Annotated in this window: 26 protein-coding genes and 3 pseudogenes; 16 read left to right on the top strand and 13 right to left on the bottom strand. The window is 72.3% G+C overall.

Features of this window, described 5'->3' with window-relative positions:
- Positions 1 to 31: 31 nt before the first annotated feature.
- Positions 32 to 1,081 (bottom strand): trypsin-like serine peptidase, encoded by a 1,050-nt coding sequence (locus tag ABD330_RS14725; protein WP_344464920.1) that lies wholly within the window; start codon positions 1,079 to 1,081, stop codon positions 32 to 34.
- 102 nt (positions 1,082 to 1,183) lie between these two features.
- Complete coding sequence (locus tag ABD330_RS14720) at positions 1,184 to 2,281, bottom strand: trypsin-like serine peptidase (RefSeq protein ID WP_344464918.1); 1,098 nt, start codon at positions 2,279 to 2,281, stop codon at positions 1,184 to 1,186.
- Positions 2,282 to 2,541: 260 nt separating this feature from the next.
- Here ABD330_RS14720 and ABD330_RS14715 point away from each other — a divergent pair, with 260 nt between their 5' ends.
- The 3 genes and pseudogenes from ABD330_RS14715 to ABD330_RS14705 all read left to right on the top strand — a co-directional run bounded on the left by ABD330_RS14715 (position 2,542) and on the right by ABD330_RS14705 (position 3,586).
- The gene (locus tag ABD330_RS14715; RefSeq protein ID WP_344464916.1) at positions 2,542 to 2,838 is read left to right on the top strand and encodes a hypothetical protein; all 297 of its coding nucleotides are present in this window, start codon (positions 2,542 to 2,544) and stop codon (positions 2,836 to 2,838) included.
- 57 nt (positions 2,839 to 2,895) lie between these two features.
- Positions 2,896 to 3,186: pseudogene (locus ABD330_RS14710) on the top strand (redoxin domain-containing protein); the annotation flags it as partial.
- A gap of 67 nt (positions 3,187 to 3,253) precedes the next feature.
- Positions 3,254 to 3,586: a glyoxalase superfamily protein gene (locus ABD330_RS14705; protein WP_344464914.1), complete on the top strand. Its 333-nt coding sequence runs from the start codon at positions 3,254 to 3,256 to the stop codon at positions 3,584 to 3,586.
- 121 nt (positions 3,587 to 3,707) lie between these two features.
- Here ABD330_RS14705 and ABD330_RS14700 read toward each other — a convergent pair whose 3' ends face one another.
- Positions 3,708 to 4,610, bottom strand: coding sequence for a sigma-70 family RNA polymerase sigma factor (locus ABD330_RS14700; RefSeq protein WP_344464912.1), 903 nt, complete (start codon positions 4,608 to 4,610; stop codon positions 3,708 to 3,710).
- Between the two features lie 187 nt (positions 4,611 to 4,797).
- On the opposite strand from ABD330_RS14700, the gene ABD330_RS14695 reads away from it, so the two are divergent.
- The 6 genes and pseudogenes from ABD330_RS14695 to ABD330_RS14670 all read left to right on the top strand — a co-directional run.
- Positions 4,798 to 5,838 (top strand): alkene reductase, encoded by a 1,041-nt coding sequence (locus tag ABD330_RS14695; protein WP_344464910.1) that lies wholly within the window; start codon positions 4,798 to 4,800, stop codon positions 5,836 to 5,838.
- A gap of 132 nt (positions 5,839 to 5,970) precedes the next feature.
- Positions 5,971 to 6,453 carry a riboflavin biosynthesis intermediates N-glycosidase gene (gene ybiA, locus ABD330_RS14690; RefSeq protein ID WP_344464908.1) on the top strand — a complete coding sequence of 161 codons (483 nt, stop codon included), beginning with the start codon at positions 5,971 to 5,973 and terminating at the stop codon, positions 6,451 to 6,453.
- A complete protein-coding gene (locus ABD330_RS14685) occupies positions 6,450 to 7,055 on the top strand; it encodes a GDSL-type esterase/lipase family protein (protein ID WP_344464906.1) in 606 nt (201 codons plus the stop codon). The genes ybiA and ABD330_RS14685 overlap by 4 nt, the downstream gene beginning before the upstream one ends.
- Before the next feature lie 83 nt (positions 7,056 to 7,138).
- The gene (locus ABD330_RS14680) at positions 7,139 to 7,954 is read left to right on the top strand and encodes a class I SAM-dependent methyltransferase (protein WP_344464904.1); all 816 of its coding nucleotides are present in this window, start codon (positions 7,139 to 7,141) and stop codon (positions 7,952 to 7,954) included.
- A 225-nt stretch (positions 7,955 to 8,179) separates the two neighbouring features.
- Complete coding sequence (locus tag ABD330_RS14675; protein WP_344464902.1) at positions 8,180 to 8,509, top strand: hypothetical protein; 330 nt, start codon at positions 8,180 to 8,182, stop codon at positions 8,507 to 8,509.
- A 289-nt stretch (positions 8,510 to 8,798) separates the two neighbouring features.
- Positions 8,799 to 9,388, top strand: a pseudogene (locus ABD330_RS14670) (IS5 family transposase); the annotation flags it as partial.
- On the opposite strand, the gene ABD330_RS14665 reads toward ABD330_RS14670, so the two are convergent.
- From ABD330_RS14665 to ABD330_RS14655, 3 genes are read right to left on the bottom strand one after another with little or no spacing between them, the layout of a single operon-like run.
- The gene (locus ABD330_RS14665) at positions 9,375 to 10,631 is read right to left on the bottom strand and encodes a multidrug effflux MFS transporter (RefSeq protein ID WP_344464900.1); all 1,257 of its coding nucleotides are present in this window, start codon (positions 10,629 to 10,631) and stop codon (positions 9,375 to 9,377) included. The pseudogene ABD330_RS14670 and the gene ABD330_RS14665 sit on opposite strands and share 14 nt — an antisense overlap.
- A 3-nt stretch (positions 10,632 to 10,634) precedes the next feature.
- Positions 10,635 to 11,279 (bottom strand): NAD(P)-dependent oxidoreductase, encoded by a 645-nt coding sequence (locus ABD330_RS14660; protein ID WP_344464898.1) that lies wholly within the window; start codon positions 11,277 to 11,279, stop codon positions 10,635 to 10,637.
- A 23-nt stretch (positions 11,280 to 11,302) separates the two neighbouring features.
- A complete protein-coding gene (locus ABD330_RS14655) occupies positions 11,303 to 12,055 on the bottom strand; it encodes an MBL fold metallo-hydrolase (RefSeq protein WP_344464896.1) in 753 nt (250 codons plus the stop codon).
- Between the two features lie 81 nt (positions 12,056 to 12,136).
- Between ABD330_RS14655 and ABD330_RS14650 the strand changes: the two genes are divergently transcribed.
- On the top strand, positions 12,137 to 12,766 hold the full coding sequence (locus tag ABD330_RS14650; RefSeq protein ID WP_344464894.1) for a winged helix-turn-helix transcriptional regulator: 630 nt from the start codon (positions 12,137 to 12,139) through the stop codon (positions 12,764 to 12,766).
- A 61-nt stretch (positions 12,767 to 12,827) separates the two neighbouring features.
- Here ABD330_RS14650 and ABD330_RS14645 read toward each other — a convergent pair whose 3' ends face one another.
- From ABD330_RS14645 to ABD330_RS14635, 3 genes and pseudogenes are all read right to left on the bottom strand, one after another.
- Positions 12,828 to 13,436: a recombinase family protein gene (locus ABD330_RS14645; protein WP_425555535.1), complete on the bottom strand. Its 609-nt coding sequence runs from the start codon at positions 13,434 to 13,436 to the stop codon at positions 12,828 to 12,830.
- Positions 13,433 to 15,325, bottom strand: a pseudogene (locus tag ABD330_RS14640) (Tn3 family transposase); the annotation flags it as partial. The pseudogene ABD330_RS14640 and the gene ABD330_RS14645, both read right to left, overlap by 4 nt.
- Before the next feature lie 219 nt (positions 15,326 to 15,544).
- Positions 15,545 to 16,132, bottom strand: coding sequence for a hypothetical protein (locus ABD330_RS14635; RefSeq protein ID WP_344464890.1), 588 nt, complete (start codon positions 16,130 to 16,132; stop codon positions 15,545 to 15,547).
- Between the two features lie 173 nt (positions 16,133 to 16,305).
- Between ABD330_RS14635 and ABD330_RS14630 the strand changes: the two genes are divergently transcribed.
- Positions 16,306 to 16,902: an HD domain-containing protein gene (locus ABD330_RS14630; protein WP_344464888.1), complete on the top strand. Its 597-nt coding sequence runs from the start codon at positions 16,306 to 16,308 to the stop codon at positions 16,900 to 16,902.
- A gap of 24 nt (positions 16,903 to 16,926) precedes the next feature.
- On the opposite strand, the gene asnB is transcribed toward ABD330_RS14630, so the two are convergent.
- Together asnB and ABD330_RS14620 are read right to left on the bottom strand one after the other, a co-directional pair.
- The gene (asnB, locus tag ABD330_RS14625; protein ID WP_344464886.1) at positions 16,927 to 18,777 is read right to left on the bottom strand and encodes an asparagine synthase (glutamine-hydrolyzing); all 1,851 of its coding nucleotides are present in this window, start codon (positions 18,775 to 18,777) and stop codon (positions 16,927 to 16,929) included.
- Between the two features lie 63 nt (positions 18,778 to 18,840).
- Positions 18,841 to 19,827 (bottom strand): alpha/beta fold hydrolase, encoded by a 987-nt coding sequence (locus tag ABD330_RS14620; RefSeq protein WP_344464884.1) that lies wholly within the window; start codon positions 19,825 to 19,827, stop codon positions 18,841 to 18,843.
- Positions 19,828 to 20,266: 439 nt separating this feature from the next.
- Here ABD330_RS14620 and ABD330_RS14615 point away from each other — a divergent pair, with 439 nt between their 5' ends.
- Positions 20,267 to 21,442 (top strand): serine hydrolase domain-containing protein, encoded by a 1,176-nt coding sequence (locus tag ABD330_RS14615; RefSeq protein WP_344464882.1) that lies wholly within the window; start codon positions 20,267 to 20,269, stop codon positions 21,440 to 21,442.
- A gap of 16 nt (positions 21,443 to 21,458) precedes the next feature.
- Here ABD330_RS14615 and ABD330_RS14610 read toward each other — a convergent pair whose 3' ends face one another.
- Complete coding sequence (locus ABD330_RS14610) at positions 21,459 to 22,175, bottom strand: TetR/AcrR family transcriptional regulator (RefSeq protein ID WP_344464880.1); 717 nt, start codon at positions 22,173 to 22,175, stop codon at positions 21,459 to 21,461.
- A 144-nt stretch (positions 22,176 to 22,319) separates the two neighbouring features.
- Here ABD330_RS14610 and ABD330_RS14605 point away from each other — a divergent pair, with 144 nt between their 5' ends.
- The 4 genes from ABD330_RS14605 to ABD330_RS14590 all read left to right on the top strand — a co-directional run bounded on the left by ABD330_RS14605 (position 22,320) and on the right by ABD330_RS14590 (position 26,132).
- Positions 22,320 to 23,342, top strand: a complete 1,023-nt coding sequence (locus ABD330_RS14605; protein WP_344464878.1) for an NADP-dependent oxidoreductase — start codon at positions 22,320 to 22,322, stop codon at positions 23,340 to 23,342.
- A 92-nt stretch (positions 23,343 to 23,434) separates the two neighbouring features.
- Positions 23,435 to 24,064: a DsbA family oxidoreductase gene (locus tag ABD330_RS14600; protein WP_344464876.1), complete on the top strand. Its 630-nt coding sequence runs from the start codon at positions 23,435 to 23,437 to the stop codon at positions 24,062 to 24,064.
- A 134-nt stretch (positions 24,065 to 24,198) separates the two neighbouring features.
- The gene (locus tag ABD330_RS14595) at positions 24,199 to 25,134 is read left to right on the top strand and encodes an NADP-dependent oxidoreductase (RefSeq protein WP_344464874.1); all 936 of its coding nucleotides are present in this window, start codon (positions 24,199 to 24,201) and stop codon (positions 25,132 to 25,134) included.
- A 317-nt stretch (positions 25,135 to 25,451) separates the two neighbouring features.
- On the top strand, positions 25,452 to 26,132 hold the full coding sequence (locus ABD330_RS14590; RefSeq protein ID WP_344464872.1) for a hypothetical protein: 681 nt from the start codon (positions 25,452 to 25,454) through the stop codon (positions 26,130 to 26,132).
- An 86-nt stretch (positions 26,133 to 26,218) separates the two neighbouring features.
- On the opposite strand, the gene ABD330_RS14585 is transcribed toward ABD330_RS14590, so the two are convergent.
- A complete protein-coding gene (locus ABD330_RS14585) occupies positions 26,219 to 26,509 on the bottom strand; it encodes a muconolactone Delta-isomerase family protein (RefSeq protein WP_344464871.1) in 291 nt (96 codons plus the stop codon).
- Between the last annotated feature and the right edge of the window lie 80 nt (positions 26,510 to 26,589).

Here is a 26,589-nt window from a genome sequence, read left to right as displayed (position 1 = left end):
TCCCCGAGGGCACGGTCCGCCGGACGCGAGGTCAGGCCTTGCGGGTCTGCGCCCAGTCGTAGAGGTGGCGGGCGCTGTCGCCGAGGCGCGTGGCGTAGAGCGTGCCGGCCGGGCCGCCCGCGAGTTCGTCGGTGGTGGTGGTGACGCCCACGACGGTGCCGATGCCCGTCCGGGTGTCGAACCGCGCGAGGTGGGGGCCGCCGCTCGCCCCGTGCGACATGTCGCAGGGCTCGCCCCACAGCAGGGGGGCCTTGGGGGAGGGCACGGACGGTCCGGCGCAATGGATCATGCGCGATCCGGCGTACTTGGCGCTGGGGTCGTTGAGCCGGTCCTTCGGGTACCCGAAGGTGTGGACGAACTCGTCCTTGGCGGGCTTGGTGAACGCGATCCGCTGGCTTCCCGTGACGTCCGCGATCCGCCGCCCTGCGGCTGACGGGTTCACCACGAGGATCCCCGTGTCGTACCCGGCGAGAGCGACATCGTCCGAGGTCGTCCCGGCCGGGTCGGCGTCCCAGCGGGAGGAGGTGGCCGCGTTCCTGATGCTGAATCCGCCGAGCGGCTTCGTTCCGTTGCGGTAGCCGGGCACGAAGTAGAGGTTGTGGTTCCAGGTGGCGTCGGTGGCGGGAGCCCCGACGGCCCGCAGACAGTGCGCCGCCGTGATGACGGTGCTGCGGTTCGCGCTGTCGACCACCGTCGCGGTGCAACTGCCGTCGTAGCCGTCCGAGAAGGTGAAGAAGAGACGGCCGACGCTCCTGTTCACCGCTCCGCCGTGGGTCCAGGTGGCGCCGGGGTCGAGCGTGTCCGGGGGAAGCGGATTCGGATCGTCCGGCGTGTTGTCGTCCGCGGGCACGGGGGTGATCTCGGGGACCAGGGCGCCCGCCAGCCTCATCCGGTCGGGCGTCCAGTAGGTGTCGATCCGACTGCGCTCCTGCTCGGTGGTGGCGCCGGCATGGGTGCTGAGGGAATCCCGTTCCGCGGCGAGGGCCGCGGTCGGCAGCAGCGCCACCGCCGTGGCCGCACTCAGCAGGAGGGCTCCCGCAGCGGCGAGCTTGCGGGGAAGAGCGAGGTGTTGGGCGGACATCGTTGCCAATCTTCGGTCGGGGGCGGTTCGTTGGGAGGAGTGGTTGTGATCGCGAGGTGAGGGCCGGCCCGGACAGAGCCGCGCACGGATCGGCCGGCCGCCTCAGGAGTGTTCGGCGGCCCGGTACAGCGGTTTCGTGATCGCGGAGGTGAACTGCGGGCCGGCCAGGTGCCGGGTGCAGCCGGCACTGCCGTGGTCGCAGACCCGGCCCGCGGAGTCGAAGAAGGCACCCTGGGTGTCGTCACCCACCACCGTGCCGATCCCGGAGGACGGGTCGAGGCCCGCGATCCGGGGGCCGCCGCTGGAGCCGCCGCCCATCACGCAGGGAGCGCCCCACACGCCCCGGGGCTCCGGGTGGTCCTTGGTGCCGGGGTACTCGCGGGCCCGTCCCGCGCAGTAGGCGAGCCTGGCCCCCGTGTACTCGGGCAGGCCCGCGCGGGCGGGATCGCCCGAGGCCTCGCGCGGATAGCCGAACTCGTGGACCGCCGCACCGCCCGGCCGGTCGAAGCCGATGCGCTGCGCGCCGCCGACGGCGTCCTGCACGCGTCGGCCGGCCGCGTCGGTGTTCAGGACCAGGAACGCCTGGTCGTACGCGTCGTACTTCAGGGCGCTCTGCTCGTCGTTGAGGAGCCAGGTGGCGTCGGCGACCCCGGCGCGGGCGACGAACCGCCCGTACGGTGCGAGACCGTCGTGGTAACCGGGGACGAACATCTCGTTCGACAGCCACTCGTCGTGGTCACCGAGGAGGTCCGGGCTGTTGACGCAGTGCCCCGCCGTGACGACGGTGCTGCGGTTGGCGCTGTCCACGACGGTCGCGGTGCAGCTCTCGTCCTCGCCGTGGTTGGTGAAGAAGAGCCTGCCCACCGTTCTGCTCAGGCCGTCGGCACCGGTCCACGGAGCGCCGTCGGGCGCGCTCCTGGGCGGATTGGCCGACGCCGGCGTGGTCAGGGCGGCTGTCCGTTCGGGCGTCCAGTAGTCCAGCACGGCCTGCTGCTGCGCGGCCGTGACCGCCTCCTGATGGACGGCCACCCGGTTGGCAGCGGCGGCGTCCGTCGGGGTCCCCGCGGGGACGGCGGCCGCGGCGGGCGTGGCGAGCGCCATGCCCGCGGCCAGTACGGCTGTCATCAGGACGGCTTGTCTGCGCGCTCGGCTGCGGATCCGGCTGAGGTGACCGCCGGTCCGGCTGTGTGTCTGTGGCATGTGAGTCACCGTAGGGACGGGACGTCAGGCTCCCGCCTCGGGAGCGTTGCATCCCTTCATCGGTCACCGCGGATTCCTGTAACGAACGTTTCGTCCTCGTATCAGTGTGGCGAGGCCGACGGGCCCGGCGGCGTGGGGGCGGCTGCGGAGGCCCGCGCGGGGTCGGACCGCGCCGCCCGGACGGGTTCGTGCCCTGGTCCGGGCCGATGGTTCGGTGAAAAACCAACGCAAGACGCCGGGGGAGCACCGATGATGGCCTGATGACCACTCCTCACGGCCCGCGTCAGGCGAGCAATGACGCCGCGATGTTCGCCATCTCTCTGCTCAAGGCCCGCGTCGCGGCCGGCTCCGCCGAGGCGGCCACCGTTCCGTTCAGTGAGCTCCTCGACGCGTACGAGCAGAGGTTCGGGGCCGAGGGCCTGCGGCTGTTGGCGGTCCACCTGGCGGAGATGACGGCCTCCTTCGTCGGGGTCGGCGCACATGCCGAGATCCGGCTGGAGGCGTACGAGATGAAGCTGCTGAGCAGCCAGCAGTTCGGTGACCGGCCCGAGGGCTGAACGCGGGCGAGCCCCGGCCACCCGGGTTCGGCCCGCGGGCCGGGCGAGCGGCTCAGGTTCACCCGGCGCGGCGCCCGCGTGTACGGGGTGAGCACCCAACGTCCCGACCAGCTCGCGGCGTTCGCCGCACACGCCCGGATCAGGTTCCCGCTGCTCTCGGACGCCGACCTCCGGCTCAGCGCGGCGCTCCGGCTGCCGACCTTCCGCGCCGCCGGCGTCGACCGGCTCAAGCGCCTCACCCTTCTGGTGGCCGCCGACCGGACCGTCCGGGGCGTCCTCTACCCGCTGGACGACCCGGCCGGGTCGGTCGAGGACGCCCTCGCCCTGATCGACGCCCAATCCACCTGACACTCAAGCGGGCTGACGCACCGTCATTTAGCTTCCGTTCGCGGCCCGCTGTGCCATCCTGGTCACCATGAACGAGGAGATCATCCCCATCCTGCGGGTCGAGGACGCGGCGGCGGCGGTCGCCTGGTACCGGCGCCTGGGCTTCGACCAGGAGTGGGAACACCGCTTCGCGCCGGAACTCCCGGCCTTCGTGGGGATCGCGCGCGGGCCGGTCAGGCTCTTCCTGTCCGAGCACACCGGCGACGCCCGCCCGGACACCCTGGTGTACCTGCGGGTGCGTGATGTCGACGCCGTCGCGGCGGAGTTCGGGGAGCCGGTCGAGGACGCCCCCTGGGCGCGCGAGGTCGAACTCCGCGACCCGGACGGCAACCGCCTGCGGGTGGGTACGCCGAAGAACTGACGGCGAGCTCCGGACAGGCCCGGGCCGGCCGTCGGACCGGACCCGGCCGGCCCGCGGTCGAAGCTGCCCGACCAGTGCCCGAACCGCGCGCAGCGGGCCCGCCGGTCCAGGGCGGGACTCCTCAGGCCCGGACGATCCGGACGTTGTCCAGGACCGACAGGTCGAGCCGCCGGAGGCGGACCGGGTCCGCGATCACCTCGTACGCGGTGATCTGCTCGCCCTCGATCGCGAAGGTGAGGGCGAGCAGGAGCCGTCCGCGCGGGGCCACGACCACGCCCACGACTCCGTTCACCAGCGCCGTCTCGGCGAAGTGCGACCGTCGCCCGAAGACCGCGGTCCCCGCCGCCACGGTCCGCGCGCCGCGTGCCACGGTCGCCGCGCCCGGCGGCAGGGCGGCGGGGTCGGCCCGGCGCACGACGTCGGGGGCCAGTACGGCGAGCAGCGCATCGAGGTCGCCGCCGCGTGCGGCGGCGAGGAAGGCGTCGACGACGTGCCGCTGCCGGGCGAGGTCCGCGGCGGGTGCCGCAGGGGCACCCCGGACCTTGTGGCGGGCGCGGCTGGCGATCTTCTTGGTGGTGACCGGCGAGCGTTCCACGATGGGCGCGATCCGGTCGAACGGCACGGCGAACATGTCGTGCAGCACGAAGGCGACCCGCTCGGCGGGTGCGAGGGTGTCCAGCACGACCAGCAGGGCGCGACCCACCGAGTCGACCATGAGCGCCTCGTGTTCGGGGTCGTGTCCGCCGCCGGTCTCCCAAGCCTGATCGGGGATCCGCTGCCCGATCAGGTCCTCCCGCCGCGAACCGCGAGAACGCAACATGTCGAGGCACAACCGGGAGGCGACCGTCCGCAGCCAGGCGGGCAGGTTCTCGACATCGCCGACGTCGACGCGGCTGAGCCGAAGCCATACCTCCTGCACGGCGTCCTCCGCCTCGCTCAGCGAGCCGAGCATGCGGTACGCGAGTGCCCGCAGGTGGCCGCGCTCCGTCTCGAATCGTTCCGCCAACTGGTCCTGCGTGTTCACTGGGTCACCTTTCCTGGTCCCGCACCGTCGCTCCTATGACGGATACAACCAGGCGGAAGTGACCAGGAGACTCCCATGACGACCCCGACCCCGACTGCGACTGCGGCCACGACCCGGCCCACCGCTCCCGGCCAACCGCTGCTGCGGCGCGCGCATCGGCGGCCTGCGGCTGCCCAACCGGGTGGTGATGGCCCCGACCACACGGGCCCGCGCGGTCAACGCCGGTCTGGTGCCGACGGAACTTCACGCCCTCTACTACGGTCAGCGGGCCGGCGCCGGGCTGATCATCACCGAGGGGGCGTGGGTCAGCGAGCGGGCGATCGGCTTCGTCCATGTCCCCGGTGTCTACAGCGAGGAGCAGGTCGCCGGGTGGCGGCGGGTCACCGAGGTGGTGCACGCCCTCGGCGGCCGGATCGTGCTGCAGCTGTGGCACACCGGTGCCGCCTCCCATCCGGACCACCTCGGCGGGGAACGGCCTGCCGGTCCGTCGGCGATCAATCCGCAGGAACTCTCCTTCACCGCAGGCGGGTTCAAGGAGACCGTCACGCCCAGGGAGATGACCCGCTCGGACATCGCCACCACGATCGCGGACTACCGGGCCGCCTCGGAGAACGCCCGGCGCGCCGGGTTCGACGGGGTCGAGATCCACGCCCTCGGCTCGTTCCTGATACCGCAGTTCCTCAATCCACGGCTGAACCGCCGCTCCGACTCCTACGGCTCGGACCGGACGCGGCTGCTGCTCGACATCATCGACGCGGCCGCGGCCCCCTGGGACGGGCGGTGCCTGGGCGTCCGGCTGTCGCCGTACTGGACGTCCGGTGACCACTTCACCGCCGACGAGCAGACCCTGGCCGACTACGACGGCCTTGTCACGGAACTCAACGCCCACCCGGTGGCCTACCTGCACCTGCGCGGACCGGGCCCGGCCGCTCCCGGCGCCACCCCCGACCTCGACGCCTTCGCGCGCTGGCGACAGCGGTTCGACGGCCCCCTGATCGTCAACCACGGCTTCGACCGCGCGTCCGGGAACGCCGTCATCGAGGCGGGCATCGCCGACGCCGTCTCGTTCGGCACACACTTCATCGCCAACCCCGACCTGGTCACCCGCTTCGCCCTGAACCGCACTCCGGCGACCGGCGACCCCGCTACCTACTACACCGGCGGGGCCGACGGCTATGTCGACTACCCCGTGAGCGACCGGGCAGGCGACACCCCGTCGGTGCGGTGACCGAGACGGTTCCCCGGGCCGCCGTCCGAGGTGACGGCAGTACGACGAGGACCGAGGGGCGGGCAAACCGGTTGCGGACGCGGCCCGACGCCTGAGAGCGTGCGGATTCCCGCAACTGCCACGAGGGCTCGGATGACGATCTTCTTCTACGGTGCCGACGAAATCCCCTACGGCTGCTTCTCCAACTTCTCCGCGCACGACCTGGACCTCGACGGCCACTCGTGGCCGACCTCCGAGCACTACTTCCAGGCCCAGAAGTTCATCGGCACCCGCCACGCCGACCTCATCCGTCGGGCCCGCACGCCGTTGCGCGCCGCCGAGTTGGGCCGTGACCGGTCCGAGCCGCTGCGGCGGGACTGGGACCGTGTCAAGGACGACGTGATGCGTCGTGCCCTGGCGGCCAAGTTCCGTGCGCACGCGGACATCCGGGAGATCCTGCTGTCGACCGCCGACGAAGAGATCGTCGAGGACACCACCACCGACCACTACTGGGGCCGCGGGAGGACGGGAACCGGCAGGAACATGCTCGGCCGGATCCTGATGCGTACGCGCGGCCAACTCCGGGCCGAAGTCCAGGGAAGCCGCTCCGCCCGGGGCGCCGGGGCGGGCCGATGACGGCGGATCTGCGGCTCCACTTCCTCGGCGACTCCTTCACCCAGGGCATCGGCGACCCGGAGTACCGGGGCTGGGTGGGCCGCGTCCTCCAGGCCACCCCCGGCGAGATCACCGCCTTCAACCTGGGGATCCGCCGGAACACCTCCGAGGACGTACTGCGCCGCTGCTGGGCGGAGGTGGACGCCCGGACGGCCCCCGGCACGGACAGCCGCCTGGTGCTCTCCTTCGGCAGCAACGACGCCGTCGAGGAGAACGGCGCCGTACGTGTCGGCGCCGCACGCTGCCTGGAGCGGCTCGACACCCTCCTGACGGCGGCCGGACACCGGGAGATGCGCGTTCTCGTGGTGGGGCCGCCCCCGGTGACCGGGGCGGGTGCCGACCACCTCGGCCGGCTGCTGGAGCTGGCCGAGGAGATGGCGGCGCTGTGCGAGCGGCACGGAGTCCCGTTCGTCCCGGTGACCCGTGCGCTGGCCGACGATCCGCTGTGGGTGGCCGAGGTGATGGCCGGCGACGGTGCCCATCCCGGCGCCGACGGCTACCGGCAGCTGGCCGACCTCGTGTTGCGCGGCGGCTGGGCGGAGTGGATCCGATCTGACCGCTGACCGCTGACCGCTCGCGCTGACCGGCCGGCGGCCGGTGGCGCCTGCCGCTGCGCGAGCCGGCTCCGATGGGGGAGAGTGGGAAGATGAGGCCGTTGCCGGGCGGACTGTTCGGGTCGACGGTGCCGTACTACGCGCGGTTCCGGCCCGGGTACGACCACCGGCTGTCCGGCCTGCTGCGCGAGCGCTTCGGCCTGGACGGGACTCAGCGCGTGCTGGACCTGGGAGCCGGGAGCGGCGCGCTCACGCTGCCGCTCGCACGGATGGTCCGTGAGGTGGTCGCGGTCGACCCCGAGCCCGCGATGCTCGCCGAGGGCCGCCGGCTCGCCGCCCGGGCGGGCCTCACCGGGATCGACTGGCGGCTCGGCGACTCCGGCGCGCTGCTCGCGCTGGACGTCGGGCCGGTGCTGCTGGCCGCGATGGGCGCCTCGTTCCACTGGATGGAGCGTGAGCGGCCGCTGCGCGACCTGGACACCCTGGTCACAGCCGGGGGAGCGGTGGTCCTGGCCTCCTGCGGCGCCCGGCACGACGACCTCGAACCCCCGCCCTGGCAGCGGGTGGTCGACGAGGTCCGGGAGCGCCACCTCGGCCCGGACCGGCGGCCCGGGGCCGGGCTCGCGGCCTATCCCGAGGTACGGCACCAGGACGTCCTGGCCCGCTCGCCGTTCTCCCGGTTGGAGGAGGCCCACTGGGACGGCACGGTCAGCCGGACGGTGGACCAGGTGATCGGGCTCCAGCTCTCGTTCAGCTTCAGCAGCCCGGCGGCGCTCGGCCCCGACCGGCCCGCCTTCGAGCGCGACCTCCGCGCGGCGCTGACCGGCTTCCAGCCGGACGGCCGGTCCGGCGCTGCCTCCTTCGACGAACGGGTCCGCACCGAGGTGGTCATCGCGACCCGTCCCTGACGGTCGGTCGGTCGGCCGTGCCGGGCTGCGCGGCCTGACCCTGCGGGACGCGGTCCGGGCAGGCGGCCGGGGCGCGTCCGGCAACGGCGTCGGGAGAACGACGCGGCTGGCAAAGTCGGATGAACACACTACATATCTCCCTCTTTCGGCGGGCCGCCCCTTGCCCCTACTGTCGATACACCGCCCACGAACCGAATCGTGGGCGTCGAGGGATGGGAGCCGACCATGCCGCGTATCGCTCGCCAGTACTGGGGGCCCAGGAACGGACGCAACGTCCTCAACTTCAACTGGCCGGGAGTCATCGACTCCCACTCGACGGTGATCGTGACCGCCGGCGAGTACGCCCGCAACGACGACCCGCACGCGCCGCACACCGACTACCCCCGGTTCGTCGGCGCCGCCGACATCCGCGTCTGCAACATCTCGCCGCACGGCGACACGCCGGGCGACGTCGGGGGCGTGACCTTCGTGGTCGACGTCGACTGGGGCGCCCCGCTGCACATCGTCACCGACATCATCGTCCTGGACCCGCCCGAGGACATCGAGATCCAGTAGACCGGATCCGGCACCGCTCCGGGCCCGGAGCAACTGTTCCCTCCGGCGGAAGAACACCGACTCCCGGGAGCTGCTGCCCCTCCGTCAGCCCCCGGGAAGTCCGGGACGGTACCCGGCACCGGTCACAGCCCCGTCGGCCGCCGCGCCCGGTCAGGTCCCCCGAGGAGGCCCCGGTGTCCTATCCCTGACCCACGGTGCAAAGTAGCTGAGACTGATCATGGCTCCGGGGTGGCCGACGACGTCGCCCGCCTAGGCAGTGTCTCTCCGATCATCTGCTCGTTAGCTTTGTATGACTGGTTGCGGTGATCTGACGGACGCTGAGTGGGCTCGCCTGGAGCCGCTTCTACCGGTGAGCAATGGACGTTGTGGCAGGTGGCGGGATCACCGGCAGGTGATCAACGGGGTTCTACACCGGGTGCGAACCGGAGTGCAGTGGCGTGACCTGCCCGAGAGGTTCGGTCCGTGGAAGACCGTGCACAAGAGGCACCTGCAATGGTCGGCAGACGGCACCTGGGAGCGACCCTTGCAGCAGGTCCAGGCCGTCGCAGACGCCGAGGGATCCATCGACTGGGATGTCTCGGTTGACTCCACGGTGATGCGCGCCCATCAGCACGCCGCCGGCGCCCGCAAGGCTGCCCCGCCGCAGGTCGCCTCAAAGGGGGCGACCGTGACGGAACATCAGATCGATCCGGCGTGGACAGGCCTGGCAGGCCATCTGGAGGAGGTGGTGCTCCAGGTGAGGGCCTGGGCCGCTCGCGCGGCGGCTTCACCACCAAGGTCCACCTGAGCGCGGATGGCCGTTGCCGCCCGCTGCCGCTGCTGGTCACACCCGGACAGCGGGCGGACTGCACCCAGTTCGAGCCGGTCATGGAGAAGATCCGCGTGGGTGCCGGCGCGGTCGCCGGTGTCCGGCAGGTCCTTGGCGAGCCGGCCTGCGAGTGCGCTCACCGGGCATCGACCGGGTGAGGACGCCGAGTGTGAGCAGAGCGAGCGCCGGCAGCACGGCGACGATGATTCCCATCGGCAAGGCGTCGGTGGCGCCACCCGCGCTGGCCAGCGGAGCAAGTGCCCCGCCGAACATGAACTGGCTGAAGCCGAGCAGAGCGGCGGCCGACCCGGCGTGTCCGCCGTGGTCGGCCAGGGCCTGGGCCGTGGCGTTCGGCATGACCAGGCCCACGCTGGAGACCAGGACGAACAGGCCGATCAGGAGCACGGGCAGGGGTGCCCGTGTCAGCACCGCGCCCAGGACCGTGGTGCCACCGGCTGTCGCGCCCAGCAGACCGGCGAGCAGCAGCACGCGGGCGCCGGCCCGGGCCACCAGCCGGCCGCTGATCTGGGCGGCCGCAATGAGTCCGGCGGCGTTGACGGCGAACACGGCGCTGTACTGCTGCGGTGACAGGCCGTGGATTTCCTGCAGGACGAACGGCGAGCCGGAGATGTAGGCGAACATCGCCGCGAAGACCAGGCCGTTGGCCAGGACGTACCCGGTGAAGACCCGGTCGCTGAGCAGCTGCCCGACGACAGCCAGCAGCGGCTGGCGTGACGCGGAGGGCCGGGTCTCCGGCAGTCCTGCGGCGGAGGCCGCCAGCATCACGGCGCCGAGTACGGCCAGGGCCACGAAGATTCCAGGCCAGGCCGTGACGCGCAGTAGCTGGCCGCCGAGGACCGGCGCGAACACCGGCGCCAGGCCGGTGATCAAGGTCAGTGCGGAGAAGAGACGTGCGGTGCGGGTTCCGGAGGTGCGGTCGCGGACCATGGCGTTGGCGATGACGATGCCGAACGCCCCGCCGATGCCCTGGACCAGGCGTAGGCCGACGAAGGTCCGGACGTCGGGTGCCACCGCGCAGAGCGCGCTGGCGATCGTGTAGAGGGCGAGGCCCGCCAGCAACGGACGCCGCCGGCCGTAGGTGTCGCTCAGCGGCCCGGCGATCAGCTGCCCGATGGCCAGCCCGGCCAGACAGGCGGTGATGGTGAGCTGGGTGGCCGCGGCGCTGGCGCGCAGGTCGCCGGCGAGGTCCGGCAGTCCGGGCAGGTAGCCGTCGATGGACAGTGGTCCCAGGGCCACGAGCGCTGCGAGCAGGACGATGACTCGGGTGTGCCGGCCGGCGGCGTCGTTGCTCATGGCTCAGTACGCCACGGTGATGCGGCGGCGGATCGCGGTGCCGCTCTCGATCGTGTCGGCCAAGGCGATTGCGTAGTCGGCGTACGAGATGCGGCTGTTGCCGTCGTCGTCGGTGAGCAGGGTGTCCCCGGCGCTGCGGTAGGCCCCGGTCCGCTCGCCCGCTGCGATGACCGCGGCGGGCGACACGTACGTCCAGTCGAGGTCGTGCACGCCGCGGTAGAGGTCGAGCGCTTCGGACTGGGCCTCGGCGTTGGCCTTCCACAGCGCGGGGAAGTCCGGGTCGTCCATGACCCGGGCGCCGGTCGGCGTGCGCAGGCTACCGGCGCCGCCGATGGTGACCAGGCGGGTGACGCCGGCTCGGCGGAGTCCGTCGATCAGCGCACGGGCGGCACCGACGATCGTGGCGCGGTCGTTCTCCTGGCCGATCCGGGGGCCGACGGCCGACAGTACGGCGTCGTGGGAGGCGGCGAGGCCGGCGACCGCGGCGGCGTCTGTGACGTCACCGGTGGTCACGGTCAGGGCCTTGTGCTCGAGTCCGTCGACGTGGCCGGCTCGGGTGACCGCGGTGACGGTGTGGCCGCGACGCAGGAGTTCCTCCGTGGTGGGCCGGCCGATGTTTCCGCTGGCACCGAACAGGACGATCTTCATGTGTTGCTCCTTGTTTCTGATGGTCACAGGACGGGCTGGCCGTCGGCGATGATGGCCGCGGTGATGCCGCGCTCGGCGGCGGCGTGCTGGAAGCGCTGCTCGATGTCGGGTTGTTCGGTGTAGAACGGCGGGTTGTGGAACAGGCCGTAGTGCATGGCGCAGACGGTGGCGGCGCCGAGTGCGACGGCGGCCTCGACGCCCTGCTCGGGGGTCATGGTCGCCGGGACGTTGGCCGCGTAGCCCTCGAAGTGGGCGATGACGCCGTTGACCGGGACGAACGCGACGTCGAAGGGGCCGTGGTCGCGGGCGATCTGCCACCAGCTGCCGTGCCACTGGGTGTCGCCGCAGTGGATGACCCGCCGGCCGGCGCCTTCGACGACCCAGGCGACCTGGTCGCAGTCGTTGCCGCGCCAGTCCAGCGAGGTCACCGGGGTGACGGTCAGCTTTCCGATGCGGCGTGGCTGGCCCAGGTCCTGGGCAACGGGGGTGATGCCCGCCTCGTGCAGCGCCGCCGCGCTCGGGGTGTGGCAGCCGATCGTGCCGGTGGCCGCGATCCGGGCGATCAGGTCGTGGTCGTAGTGGTCGGGGTGCAGGTGGGTGATGAGGGCGTGGGTGCCGGGCGGGGTGTCGACCGGGTCGACCGGCCGGTGCGGCGGTCCCATCACCGGTGCCAGCGGAGCGACGTTCTCGAGCGGGTCGATCAGCAGGCGGGTGTCGCCGAGACGGATCTCGACGCCGGCCCAGGCCAGCCGACGCACGGAAAGGGTGGGGGTCATGGGCAGTGACGCTAGACCGACCTTGTTGAGAAAGTCAACAAGGGAGTTTTGAATCTCAACACCACGATGTAGGGTGGTGGCATGCGCACCTACGGGCAGTACTGCGGCATCGCGAAAGCACTGGACACCATCGGCGACCGATGGACCCTGCTGATCGTCCGTGAACTGCTCGCCCTGGGTCCGTGCCGGCACACCGACCTGCGCAATGGGCTGCCCGGGATCGCCAGCAACCTGCTGGTCGACCGGCTCCGCGAACTCGAGGAAGCCGGCCTGATCCACCGCGAGGCCGCCCCGCCGCCGGTGGCCACCACCCTGTTCTCCCTCACCGAGCGTGGCCGCGCGCTGGAGCCGGTGCTGCAGGAGCTGAGCCGGTGGGGCGTGCCGCTGTTGCGTGAGCCGGGCGGCAGCGACACCTTCCGCACCCACTGGCTGGACATGCCCGCCCGGGCACTGACCGACCACCGCCCCGACCAGCCGGCAATCGCCCTGCAACTGCACGCCGACGGCAACGAAGACCTGGTCATCGAAGTCAAGGACGGCTCGGTGCACACCCACGCCGGCCGGGTCGACCACCCCACCGCGTCCCTGACCGGACCGCCGCACCTGCTGGCCGCGACCCTGCTCGGCGACCTCGATCTGAGCGTCGCAGTACAGCAAGGCCTGCGGCTCAGCGGCGAACACGAGGCAGTACTGCGCATCCTGCCCCGCTGATCCGGGTGTGAGTAGTTGCCGTACAGAAAGTGCCGCTGAGATTGATCTTGCTCGTGCTGGGCTACTTCGCGGGGGCTTCGAGCTGGCGGGGGCCGGCGCCCGCGCGCAGTTCGCGTAGGTCGGGGATGTGGTTGTACAGGGTGCCCGGGGAGACGCCGAGCAGCTTGGCGATCGAGGTGATGGAGCGGCCGGGGTCGGGCAGCAGGTCGCGTGCGGCCCGGATGACTTCCTCGGTGGCGACTGTGGGGCGTCCGCCGACGCGGCCCCGGGCGCGGGCTGCGGCCAGGCCCTCGTTGGTGCCGATGACGATGAGTTCGCGGATGAACTCCGCGAGGGCGGCGAAGACGTGGAAGACGAGCCGGCCGCCGGGGGTGGTGGTGTCCAGGTTCTCGTGCAGCGAGGTGAAGCCGATCCCGCGCTCGCGCAGCTCGGCGACCATGTTGATGAGGTCCTGGAGGCTGCGGCCATAGCGGTCAAGCGAGGGGACCACGAGGGTGTCGCCAGGGTCGAGGAAGGCGTGGCACGCCTTCAGCTCGGGGCGCAGCGCGTTCTTGCCGGACTTCTTGTCCGCGAAGATCTTCCGGCACCCGGCGGCGGTGAGCGCGTCGATCTGCCGTTCGACCCGAACTTCTTCGAGTCCGACGCGCACGCGGTGCCCTGGCCCCACCAGTCGGCGTCGCGGGCCGCGAAGGTGCCGTTCACCAGCCGGGTGACGGCGGCGCGGAGGTTGTCGACGGTGATGAAGTGCCGGCGCACGTGGCGCAGGGCGGCTTCGGCCTCGCCGTGCTCGCCGGTCGCCACGATCGCCCGGATGCCCATATTGGTGCCCAGGGCGAACAGCGCGAGCAGCAGGCGCCGCTGGAGGGTCGCGCGGTCGATGCGCTCGTAGGCGGCGACCGAGGTGAACTCGTCGGTGAAGCCGGTGAGGAAGTCAGCGTTCTTCAGCACGTCCAGGAGGTCGAGCACGCCCCATCGTCGTACGACCTCGTCCTTGAGGGCCGCAAGTCCGGTGGGCTCGTCCAGCGGCTCCAGCTTGGGCACCGTGATCCACGGCTCGCCCTTGCGGGTGGTGACCTTCACCCCGCCCGCCGAGCCGTCCGCGAGCGCGGCCGACAGCCGGTCCAGGCCGTCCGTCATCCGCCGCTTCAGCCCGGCGATGAACTCCTTGGGGTCCTCGGGCTGCCGGATCGCGGCGTAGTGCACGGTGCGGGCCGACTCGAAGTCGCCGGGCAGGTCGTCCTCCGGGTCGCCCCACCGCCTGGCGCCCTTGATGTAGATCTCCCGGCGGCGGATCGCGTCCCGCAGTGCCACCAGGACGCACAGCTCGTACGGGATGCGCTCGACGCGGCTCTTGTCGTCGACGACCGCCTCGCGCCAGTCCTTGCGCACGACGCCGTCCAGCGGCACCACGTCGCCGGCGTCGTAGAAGCGGGTCTTGCCATCGACGTCGGCGTACCTGGCCAGCAGCGCGAGCGCGTCCATCACCGGCCGGTAGGCGGTGTTGTTGCACTGGAAGCCCAGCGTGTTCAGCAGCGGCGGCAGCATCTGCCGGTAGTACGAGCTGTACGAGGAGCGCAGGGTGGTGCGGACCTTGACCTTGAAGACCTTCTCGTTCGCCTTCGCCTCGGCCACCAGCTCGCGCAGTGTCCTCTCCCCGACCACCGGGAACAGTGCCCGGCGTACGACCTCGTCGGGCTTGTCGACTGCGGCCGTCGCCAGCTTGAAGAGGATGCCCTCCTTGCCGCGGACCTTCTTCAACTCGGCGGTCAGCTGCTTCTCCACCCGCCGCTCGGCACGGGCGTTGATCTTGTGGACCAAGGCGACCAGCAGTTCCACCAGGGCATCGGTGATCTCACCCTGGCGGGACGCGCACAGCGCGGCCAGCAGCGTCGTCCGTACGTCCTCCCCCGCATCCCGGAAGTCCGAGGGGTACATCTTGATCGCCCGTGCCCGCCAGGCGGCCACCAGCTTCTCCGAGCAGTCCGCGAACAGTCCCTCCGGCAGACCCAGATGCCGGACGGCGGTCAGCTTGGTGATCTCCGTCAGGAGCGAGTCAAGCCCCACCGCGCCGGGGTCCCGCTTCAGCGCGGCCAGCAGCGCGGTGCCGTCCTCATTGCCCTCCGCCACCAGCTCCAGCAGGCGCCGGGCGCACACGTCACCCAGGCGTGCGACGGTCCTCGCGCAGAAGACCCGGTCCGCCCGCGCCCGCGCGGCGGCCACGATCCGCTCGATACGGCCCGGGGGCTCGATGCGGTCGCTGCGACACTGCACGAGCAGGGCCTCGCGCAGCCGGTCCTCGACCAGCTCGACGGGGCAGACCTCATCGGCGAGCCAGCCGGTCAGCCGTTCCTCGTCGGCGCGGGTCGACGGGCGGAAACCGAGGGCTTCACGGATCTGCGTACGGTGCCCCTTCGCGGACCGGGACGACAGGTCGTACTTCGCCAGGTCCCCTCCCGGCACCTTGACCACGTCGGCGACGTAGTCGACCGCGGCCGGGGGGAACTCCTCCAGGAACTGGGGGAACCGGCCCTCCAGCTCGAAATACTTCAGCATCAGCATCAGCATCAGCATCAGCATCAGCATCAGCACGAAGCCGAGCCGGGTCGGGCCCGACTTGTTCGCGACCAGGTCCCAGTCACTCCCCACCGGCGTCCAACACGCCACCACGTCCTCGGGCGACCACTCCCGGCGCATGAACCCCTACCCTCCACCGACTACTCGTTCGGCCTAACGAACAGGCGGGGCCCGAAGCAACGGGAGGTCGGAGGTCAGCGGCAGCTACTTTGCACCGTGGGTCACGGATAGGACACCGGGGCCGAGGACTGCGGACGGGTCGAGGGAATCCGAAAAGGCCGCGAGAGCCGCGAAGTCGTCGCTGCGCAGACCGATCCGCGGATTGACGTGCCACAGAAGGGCGGGCGACCGGTGACGGGCGGCCATGTAGGCGTGATCGGCCTCGCCCTGCTCGTCGTCCACCCAGGCGAAAGGCCGGCCGTCGGCGTGGGCCAGCAGCGGTCCGGACTTCCAGTGCACCCCGTCAGGACGCTCGTCGAAGAGGGCGTCGCCGAAATCGACGAACGGCAACTCGGGCAGACCCAGGACGGGCCCGATCCACCGGTTGGCGTCACTCATCCAGCTCGTGGCCCAGCAGAGTTCGTAGTCGAGAGCGGTCAGTGCCCGTCCGTGCCCGGGGTTGAGCCATACCTGCAGTGGCCTCCGACGGCCTGGCGAAATCCCGGACTCTGTCGCGCTGCCGCCCGCCCGCGGGACCCGGATCGTCGTGTATCCCTCGGGTCGCCTCTCGGGCTGTGCCGCATAGGGATTGAGCGGCCCGTCGACGTCGAGGAACAGCAACGGCCTGCTCATGGCACCCCCGACCTCGCTTCCGCCTCGCCGTGTCGCCGAAGTCTATCCGTCGTGGCCGGTGCCACCGGCGCGTCCGGCGGATTCGGTGCAGGGAGGGAAAGCCGCCAGTGGCGGGGTGCCATGACGGACAGGCTCACCCGGGCCGGTGCTCATCGGCGGGCTAGGCTGTCCGGGTGACTCTTCCCACCGCCCGGAGTCTGCGCGCTCTGCACGCGAAGTACGCACCGACGCCCGAGGCGCTCGCCCTGGTGCTGTCCCACTGCGAGATCGTGGCCCGGATCGCGATGGGGCTCGCGGCCCGGACCGGGTGCCGGGCCGACCCCGGCCTGGTGGAGATCGGTGCCCTGCTGCACGACATCGGGGTCTACCAGGTCGGCTCCGGCCACTACATCCGGCACGGCGTGCTGGGGCACGAGATCCTCCGCGCCGAGGGTCTGCCGGAGTCGCTGTGCCGCTTCGCCTCCTGCCACACCGGGGTCGGTCTGACCCGGCAGGACATCGAGTCCCAGCAACTGCCCATCCCGGCCGGGGACTACGTCGCCGAGACCGCCGAGGAGAGGCTGGTGATGTACGCGGACAAGTTCCACTCCAAGAGCACCCCGCCGAGGTTCCTCGACGCCGCCGCCTACGCCGCCCGGGTGGCCCGCTTCGGGCCGGACAAGGCCACCGGCTTCTCCGCCCTGGTCACGGAGTTCGGCGAACCCGAACTCGGCCCGCTCGTCGCCGAGTACGGCCACGCCTACGTCCGTGGCCCGGCCGTGCAGCGGTGAACCGCCGCGGCGGTACCGCAGGGTTCACAGGTCCAGCCATACGGGGTACAGGCGCAGCCACGACTCCAGGCAGAGCAGCAGCTCCGCGGCGGGCCGGAGCGCCTCGGCGGGGGTGCCGTCCTTGAGCGCCCGCCGGACGGCCTCGCGGTCGACGAGGCCGTGCAGGGCGCCGTCCGTACGGTCCAGCACCTCGCCCAGCTCGGTCCGCAGCGCCTCGGCGTAGGCCGGGTCCTGGGTGAGGGGGTAGGGGCTCTTGGTCCGCTCGGCGACCGACTCGGGCAGCAGGTCGCGGGCCGCCGCCCGGAGCAGGCTCTTCTCCCGGCCGTCGAAGGTCTTCATCGACCACGGGGTGTTGAAGAGGTACTCGACCAGACGGTGGTCGCAGAACGGCACCCGGACCTCCAGGCCGTGGGCCATGCTGAGGCGGTCCTTGCGGTCGAGCAGGAACGGCACCGAGCGGGTGAGGTGCAGGTGGAAGAACTCGCGCATGCGGCGCTCGGCGGCCGGTTCGCCCGCCAGGCGGGGCACGGCCCGCAGCGCCTCGTGGTAGCGGGCGGCCCGGTAGCCGTCCAGGTCCAGGCCGTCCAGCAGGTCCCGGCTGAGGAAGGACTCCCGCCGGGGCACTCCGGGCGGGGTGGCCAGGGCGAGGGCGGCCAGCCAGGGGAAGTCGTCGGCGCCGACCACCCGGGCCTGGTGGAACCACCAGTAGCCGCCGAACAGTTCGTCGGCGGCCTCGCCGGAGAGCACCACCGTCGAGCTGCGCCGGACCTCCTGGAAGAGCAGGTGCAGTGAGGTGTCGCCGTCCCCGAGCCCGATCGGGACGTCCCGGGCGCGGACCACGGCGTCCCGTTGCCGGGGGTCGGCGAGGGCCGCGGTGTCCAGGACGGCCTCGTGGTGGTCCGTCCCGACGTGCGCGGCCAGGGCGCGCGCGTACGGTCCGTCCGGGCTGGCCCGCTGGAGGTCCGGCGTGAAGTTCTCGGTGTGCCGGGCGAAGTCCACGGTGAAGGTGCGGAGTTGCCCGCCGCCCCGGGCCCGGAGGTCCCCGGCGGCCAGCGCCGTGATCACGCTGGAGTCGAGACCGCCGGAGAGCAGCGAGCCCAGCGGGACGTCGGAGACCAACTGGCGGGTCACCGCGTCCTGGAGCAGCGAGCGGACGGTCGCCACCGTGGCCGGCAGGTCGTCGGTGTGCTCGTGGGCTTCCAGCTCCCAGTACCGCTCCTCCCGCAGGCCCGCGCGCGAGCAGCGGACGGTGTGTCCGGGGCGGACCTCGCGCATGCCGCGGTAGACCGCGTGTCCGGGGGTCTTGGTGAGGCCCAGCAGCTCCCGCAGGCCGTCCTGGTCGACGGCGGCCTCGACGGCCGGGTGGGCGAGGATCGCCTTCGGTTCGGACCCGAACAGGACCCCGTCGGGGGTGGGGTGGTAGTAGAGCGGCTTGATCCCCAAACGGTCCCGTACCAGCAGCAGTTCCTCGGACCGGGTGTCCCAGAGCGCGAGCGCGTACATCCCGTTCAGCCGCTCGGTGAAGGAGCCGCCCCAGGCCTCGAACGCCCGCAGGACCACCTCGGTGTCGCTGCGGGTGCGGAAGTGGTACCCCTCGGACCGCAGTTCCTCCCGCAGCTCCTGGTGGTTGTAGACCTCGCCGCTGTAGCTGAGCACCGTCAGCGTCCGGCCGTCGTGCTCGGAGGTCATCGGCTGCCCGCCGCCGACCGGGTCGATGACGCTCAGCCGGCGGTGGCCGAGGGCCGCGTGCCGGCCGGTCCACAGGCCGGAGGCGTCCGGGCCGCGCGGGGCGAGGGCGGCGGTCATGGCCGCGGGCTCGGGTCGGTGACCACGCAGGTCACGGTCGAACGAAATCCATCCGGCGATGCCGCACATGGTGTCTCCTCCGTCCCGGGCGGCGCTGCCCGGAGTGTCGGTCCGGTGGTCGGCGGGCGGCCGTCAGCGGGCGTGGGGCAGGCGGACGAACCGCTCGACCGGGTTGGTGTACGGCAGGTCGTCGACCGACTCGCCGCCGCAGAACCGGGCCAGCAGGTCCGCGAACACGTCCGCCCGTTCGACCGGGGCCAGGTGGTCGGACTCGGTGACCGTCAGGAAGCGGGCGGCGGGGAGCAGCGCGGCCACCTCGCGGCCCATGGCCGGTGTGCAGAGGGTGTCGTACTCGCCGGTCGCCACCAGGCTGGGCACGGCGGGCACCGGCTCGGGGCGGAACCACTCGTGGCGCATCAGCCGGGTGTTGTGCTCGGCCGACATCCTGAGCTGCTCGCCGCTCTGGCCCGAGATCTGCTGGTACACCAGGCGCGACACGGCCGCGTGCCGGCGGACCACGCCGGTGCCGGGCGGGGACATGAAGCGCTCGGTGAGCTCACGGGCGATCGTCGAGGTCTCGCCCCGCTCGATCATGACCGCCCACCGCCGCATCGCCTCGGCATAGTCCTCCGGGATCCGCGCGGTCATCCCGACCAGGAGCAGCCGTTCGACCATCGCCGGATAGTGCTGGGCGAACCGCAGCCCGACCGCCCCGCCGTAGCACGCCGCCACCAGATTGACCCGCGGGATGTCGAGCTCCGTCAGCATGTGCCGGAGCGCGGCCGCCAGGAAGTCGGGGCCGTACATCGCCGGCAGGAAATCGGCGGTTCCGTAGCCGGGGAGGTCGACGGTGATCAGCGTCCCCAGCGGCACCAGCCGCTTCTCGTAGCGCAGCCAGGAGAAACGGTCCTGGGAGGAACCGCCGAGCACCAGGATCGGAGCCGTCGAGGGATTGTCCTGGTGGACCAGGCGGCAGACGAAGCGGAATCCGGCGAATACCAGTTCGCGTTCCTCCACCCGGCCGCCGGAGTCGGTCGAGGACTGCCCCGCCCATGCGCCGTCGGGCAGTGCTGCCGTGGAGAATCCCGATTCGGGCGTGGTGAGGGTCTCGGTGGCCATGGCGGGGTCTCCAGGGTTGAGAACGGGCGGGCCTGCCCACTATTACAATGAGCCAGTCCGGAGCGGGCTTTCTTCATCGATCGAGTGACATTCGGCCGTGTCTGATGAGTCAGTGAATTCGAAAACCGACTCTCTGTTCGGATCGGGCTCGCCCGGTTCGCCAACACCTTCGGGTACGGTTTTCCGCCGCCGCCGGGTCCGGTCTTCGCCGAGGTGGTTCCGGACGGAGAAACGGAGCCGGGGCGTGGGCGGGCGGAGTTCCGCGACCGTCAGCAGCCGGCGTCCCGCTGCGGCCGACGGAAGGTCAGGGCTCTGGGTGCGGTGGGTTCCCGCGGGCACGCGCCGCTGAGTCCGGCGCGCCTGCGGGCCCGGGGCCGGGCCGGCTGCTAGAGATGACGGTGACCCGTTGGCCTGCGGTGAGGGAAGTACGGCTCGTGCGATGACGTCGGTCGACTGGGAGCGCCTGCTCGCGGTGGTGTCCGGGCAGGTCGAGGCCGGTGCGGTGCCCGGGGCGGTGCTGGGCCTGTCCTGCGGCGGCCGGACGCGCATCGCCGGTCTCGGCACCCGGGCGGTCGGCGACGTGGCGCCGATGCCGCGCGACGCGGTCGTCCGGATCTCCTCACTGACCAAACCCCTGGCAGCGGCGCTGACCCTGGTGCTGGCCGAGGACGGCACCCTGGCCCTGGACGCCCCGATCGAACGGTGGCTGCCGGAACTCGGCGGCCGCCGGGTGCTGCGCCGCCTCGACGGGCCGGTGGACGACACGGTGCCCGCTGGCCGTCCGATCACCGTGGACGACCTGCTGACGATGCGGATGGGCTTCGGTTTCGTCTTCGACCGGCCGTGCCCGGTGGCCGACCGCGCCGCGGCGGCCGGCCTCGGACTGGGCCCGCCGGACCCGTCCGTCCCGATCGGCCCCGACGAGTGGGTGGCACGGTTCGCCGAGCTGCCGCTGATGCACCAGCCGGGCGCGGACTGGAGGTACGAGTTCGGCTTCGGCGTCCTCGGCGTGCTGCTGGCCCGGGCCGGCGGCCGACCGCTCGACCGGCTGCTGGGGGAGCGGCTGCTCGGCCCGCTGGGCATGGGCGACACCGGGTTCCAGGTCCCGGCCGGGGCCCGCTCCCGGCTCGTCCCCTGCTACACCGCCGGCGCGGACGGCCTGGCGGTCTTCGACAGTGCGCAGGACAGCCGGTGGAACCACCGGCCGGCCTTCCCGGACGCGCGCGGAGGGCTGGTCAGCACAGCATCGGACTATCTGCGGTTCGCGCGGATGCTGCTCGGCGGCGGCGGGCTGGACGGCGTGCGGGTGCTCTCCCCGGAAGCGGTCGCGCTGATGACCGGCGACCGGCTGGGAGCCGAACGGGCCGGGTCGGAGTCGGCGGAGGCCTTCCTGGAGGACGGCGCCGGCTGGGGTTACGGGGTCGAGGTCCTCGCCCCGGGCGGGCGGTCCGGGGCGGGGACCGCGCGCTACGGGTGGGGCGGCGGGCTCGGCACCACCTGGTACTCGTACCCCGAACTCGACACGGCCGCAGTCCTGCTGACCCAGTGCCTGCCCCCGCCCGAACCGCTGGTCACGGCGTTCTGGTCCGCGCTGACGGCCATGATCGGGGCCTGACCGACCGGCTGCCCGGTCACGCCACGCCGAGGGGCGCGCCCAGAGGTGCGGCGAGGGGCACGGCGTGCGGAACAGTGTGGGGCGCGGTGCCGGACACGGCGCCGGGTTCGCCGAGGGGCTCCGCCGCGCGGTCGTCCGGGCGGACTGCCGCCGGGCGCCTGATCAGCGCGAACGCCGAGTCCAGGGAGGCGGCGAGGCGGGCCGGGTCGGGGTCGGCCTTGCGCAGGATCTGCAGGCCCTGGACGAGCGCGAGCAGCAGGTGGGCGGCTTCCCGCGGGGTCACGGCGTCGTTGAGCTCCCCGGCGGCCTCCGCCCGGACCAGCTGCGCGGTGAAGGCGTCCTCCGCGCTGCGCAGGCTGGTGCGGGCCAGCTCGGCGACGGCGGCGTCGCCCGGGAGCAGTTCGGCGATGCTGTTGACGCTGAAGCAGCCCGCACCGCTGCACGCGGCATCGGCCCGCAGGAGGGTCTCGAACAGGTGGCGCAGCTGGGGCAGCGCGGGCTGCCGGTCGTCGAGCGCGGCGGCGAGCAGCTCGGACTGCCGGCCGAGGTAGCGGCCGAGCGCCTGGACGAACAGCCGGTGCTTGTCGCCGAACGCGGCGTAGATCGAACCCCGTCCCAGTTCGAGCTCCTCCACCAGGTCGTTCATGCTCGTGGCCTCGTAGCCCTTGCGCCAGAACAGGAGCATCGCCCGGTCCAGGATCGCTTCTTCGTCGAACGTCCGCGGTCTTCCCATGGCCCTACGGTACCCAAGTTCCGGGGGCGGGGCGGCCACTATTTGACCTCTCGTTCCAGAATCTGTACGTTTTGGAACGAGAGGTCAAGTACTGCGCTCGAAGCAGTCGACCGACACCGCCCGCCCCACCCCAGGAGAAGCGCCATGACCGCCGCCCCGTCCGTCCACCGCGAGATCCACCTCACCTCCCGCCCCGTCGGCGAGCCCACCGCCGAGAACTTCGCCCTGGTCGAGAGCGCGATCCCGGAGCCGGGCGAGGGCCAGCTGCTGGTCCGCAACACCTGGATGTCCGTCGACCCCTACATGCGCGGCCGGATGAACGCCGGCACCGGCTCCTACATCGCCCCCTTCGACCTCGGCGCGCCGCTGGGCGGAGGCGCGACGGGGACCGTGGTGGCCTCGAAGGCCGCCGCCGTCCCGGTCGGCACCGCCGTCCTGCACCAGCTCGGCTGGCGCGAGTACGCCGTGGTGGACGCGGCCGCGGTGATGCCGATCGACGTCTCGCTGGCCCCCGCCTCCGCCTACCTCGGCGTCCTCGGCATGCCCGGCCTGACCGCCTACGCCGGGCTGACCGAGGTGGCGCCCGTCGCCAAGGGCGACGTCGTCTTCGTCTCCGGCGCGGCCGGTGCGGTGGGCAGCGTGGCCGGGCAGATCGCCCGCCTGCTCGGCGCCTCCCGGGTGATCGGCTCCGCCGGCGGGCCGGAGAAGGCCCGGAAGCTGGTCGAGGACTTCGGCTTCGACGCCGCCATCGACTACCGGGCCGGCTCGCTGGCCGAGCAGCTCGCCGAGGCCGCGCCGGAGGGCATCGACGTCTACTTCGACAACGTCGGCGGCGACCACCTGGAGGCGGCCATCGCCGCCATGCGCCCCGGCGGCCGGATCGCCCTGTGCGGTGCCATCAGCCAGTACAACGCCACCGAGCCGGTCGCCGGCCCGCGCAACCTGGCCTACGCGATCGGCAAGCAGCTCACCCTGCGCGGCCTGCTGGTCGGCAGCTACTACCACCTCGCCCCGCAGTACGCCCAGCTCGCCGCCGGCTGGCTGGCGAGCGGCGAGCTGCGCACCGAGGAGACCGTGCTGGACGGCATCGACCGCGCCCCCGAGGCCTTCCTCGGCATGATGCGCGGCGCGAACACCGGCAAGATGCTCGTCCGCCTGGCCGGCTGACACCGGTCCGACCGCACACACCGGACGGGCGGCGCCGAGCAGACCGCAGCGCCGCCCGCCCGGACCGTCCCACCAGTTCAGGAGCAGCAGCAGTGAAGGTCGAGATCTATTCGGACCTCGTGTGTCCGTGGTGCTACATCGGCAAGCGGCGCTTCGAGAAGGCGCTGGCGGCCTTCCCCGGAGCCGCCGACGTCGAGGTCGTCTACCGCCCGTTCCAGCTCAACCCCGCCGCCGGCGAGGAGGGCGAGCCCTCGGCGCTGGTCTACGAGCGGAAGTTCGGACGGCCCGCGGAGAGCATCTTCGGCCCGCTCACCCAGGCGGCGGCGGCCGAGGGCCTCACCTTCCGGATGGAGCAGGCGGTGGCCACCAACACCTTCCAGGCGCACCGGCTGCTCTGGTTCGCGGCACGCCACCGGCTCCAGGACGAGGTGAAGGAACGGCTGCTGGCCCACTACTTCACCGACGGCGGCCACCTCGGCGACCACACGCAGCTGGCGGAGATCGGCGTTGCGGCGGGCCTCGACCGCGACCGGGTCGTAGCGTTCCTCGCGTCGCAGGACGGCGCCCGGGAGGTGCGCGCCGAGCTGGCCGAAGCCGCCGGGCTGGGCGTCACCTCCGTCCCGACCTTCGTCTTCGACGGCAGGGTCGCGGTCTCGGGGGCGCAGAGCCCCGAACTCCTGCTGGAGGTCCTGGAGAAGGTCGCGGCCGGGTCGAACGACTGACCGGCCGGGCCCGCAGGCCGGGGCCGCCCTCCGGGGACGGACAGCGCAGCACCGAAGCACCGAAGTCTGGAACACCTGGTCACCGAAGTACTGAACACCTCCGCATCCGACACCGAACGAAGAGGACGAGAACCGTGAAGGCAGCAACGATCGACAAGTACGGCCAGGTCGGCGACGTGGTGCAGGTCACCGACGCGCCCGTTCCCGGGGTCGGGCCCCAGGACGTCCTGATCGAGGTCAGGGCCGCCGGGGTCAACCCGGTCGACCACCTGATCGTCAAGGGCTTCATGCAGCCGGAGGGGCTCACGCAGACCCGGATCCTGGGCAGCGAGGTCGCGGGTGTGGTGACGGCGGTCGGGGACGACGTCACCTCGTTCGCGGTCGGTGACGAGGTCTTCAGCCGGGTCGACCCGAGGGTGGGCGGCGGGTTCGCCGAGGCCGTCGCGGTGCACGAGAGCCTGGTCGCTGCCAAGCCCGAGCGGCTCTCCTTCGAGGAGGCGGCCTCGCTGCCCCTGGTCGCGCTCACGGCCTGGCAGGCCCTGACGGAGCAGACGCAGCTGCGGGCGGGCCAGCGGGTCCTGATCCACGGCGGCCTGGGCGGCGTGGGATCCGCCGCGATCCAGATCGCCAAGCACCTCGGCGCCGAGGTCGTCACCACCGTGGGCACGGACGGCGTGGAGGCGGCCCGGCAGCTCGGCGCCGACCAGGTCGTCGACTACCGCAGCGAGAAGTTCGACGAGGTCGTCGGGAAGGTGGACGTCGTCCTCGACACCGTCGGCGGGGAGACCCAGGAGCGGTCCTTCGGCCTGCTGAAGCCGGGCGGCGCGCTGGTGTCGATCGTCGGCGCCCCCGATGCAGAGGCTCAGCGGGCGCGCTGGGGCGTGTCCGTGAGCGCGTTCCTCATGCACCCGGACGGCGCCCAGCTCGCGGCCATCGCCGGACTGGTGGAGTCCGGCGAACTGCGGCCCCTGGTCCAGCGGGTCTTCCCGCTCGACCAGGCCGTGGAGGCGTTGCAGTACGTCGAGGCCGGCCGGGCCCGTGGCAAGACAGTCATCAGGATCCCTTCCTGAAAGAAGGTGCCAGGCCGGATACCCCGGTCCTGGGCGGGCGTGGGCTGCCGCGGAACTCCACGGTCACCCACGCCGCCCGGGCGTCAGCCGATCCGGCGGACACAGGAAGCTGATGCATCGTCACTTCTCACGGCTCGCGGCCGTGGCCGGGGCCGTGGTGCGGGCGTCGGCGCCGAAGTCCCGGGAGAGACGGACCCACTGCGGACCGGCGGGTGCGGCCCGCGGCGCGGTCGGGCCGCACGGGGCCCGTGCAGCTGAAAGAATCAGCTGCCGCTCCTTGACCTGACGGGCGGCCAGCACATCTCCGGGAGAACCAGATGGCCCCTTCGGCCCGCATATCCGCCGTGATCGGCGCACTCCTCCTCACGGCGGCCGCCGGCTGCTCCCACCAGCCGGCCGGCAAGGCCGTCGACACGGCGCCGCCGAGCGCCGTCCAGCACGGGAGCATCCCGGTGGGAGCCGGTCCGCAGACGACCTACCAGGCGGCGGCCCAGCCCGCCGCGGGCAGCTGCCACTACCACTACACGGCGGCCAAGCAGCCGCTGCCCGACCCCGCCTGCACCCCCGGGGTGGCCAGCCCGGCCGTCACCCAGGCCACGATGACGACGACGATCTGCAAGCCGGGCGGCTACACCTCCGGGATCCGTCCGCCCGCCGCCGTCACCAACAAGGAGAAGGCTGCGAACGCCAAGTCCTACGGCTACACCGGGCCGATGGGCGACGCGGAGTACGACCACCTGGTGCCCCTGAGCCTCGGCGGAGACCCGAACGACCCGCGCAACCTGTGGGTCGAGCCGCCGTCGCCGGACCACGTGCCCGGCAAGGGGCCGAACAACGACAAGGACGTGGTGGAGACGCATCTGCACACCGCGCTCTGCAAGGGCCAGGCCACCCTGGACGCCGTCCGGTCCGCGATCGCGACCGACTGGACGACGGCGGAGGCCAAGCTCGGACTGAAGGGCGGCAGCGCACCCGCGGATCCGGCCGAGGACGACTGAGCGGGACGGCTTCCCGGTGCCCGGGTCACCGGCCGGCGGCCCGGGTCGCCAGCCGGCCCGGGCCGCCGCCTACCGGCCCGGGTCGTCTACCGGCCCGGGTCGTTCGGGTGCGGGGACAGCGGCGTCACCGTGTCCTGCCGCCAGATCCGCAGCGGCATCGACGCGAGCGACTGTTCCAGGTGCTCCGCGTCGTCGGCGCTGAACAGGCCCCAGGTACGCCACTCGCCGGGGGCGAGCGGCGGACGCCAGAGCCGCAGCAGGCTTCCCTGCGCGGCCAGCTCCCGCGCCCGGACCGCCTCCCGGGCCCGGATCTCGGCGACGGCCTCCTCGGTCGTGCCCTCCGGCACGGTGGTGACCATGTCCACCAGGAACTCCATGGGCTGTACTCCTCATCAGATCGTGCCCGAAAGTCGGATCAGTGGCCCCGGCTCCCGCCCGCGCGCGGTCACGCCGGGGC

Origin of the sequence: Kitasatospora kazusensis (assembly GCF_039529945.1) — a bacterium.
Taxonomy (GTDB): Bacteria; Actinomycetota; Actinomycetes; order Streptomycetales; family Streptomycetaceae; genus Kitasatospora; species Kitasatospora kazusensis.
Note: the sequence above shows the minus strand (reverse complement) of the source record. Positions and strands in the feature narration are given on the sequence as shown.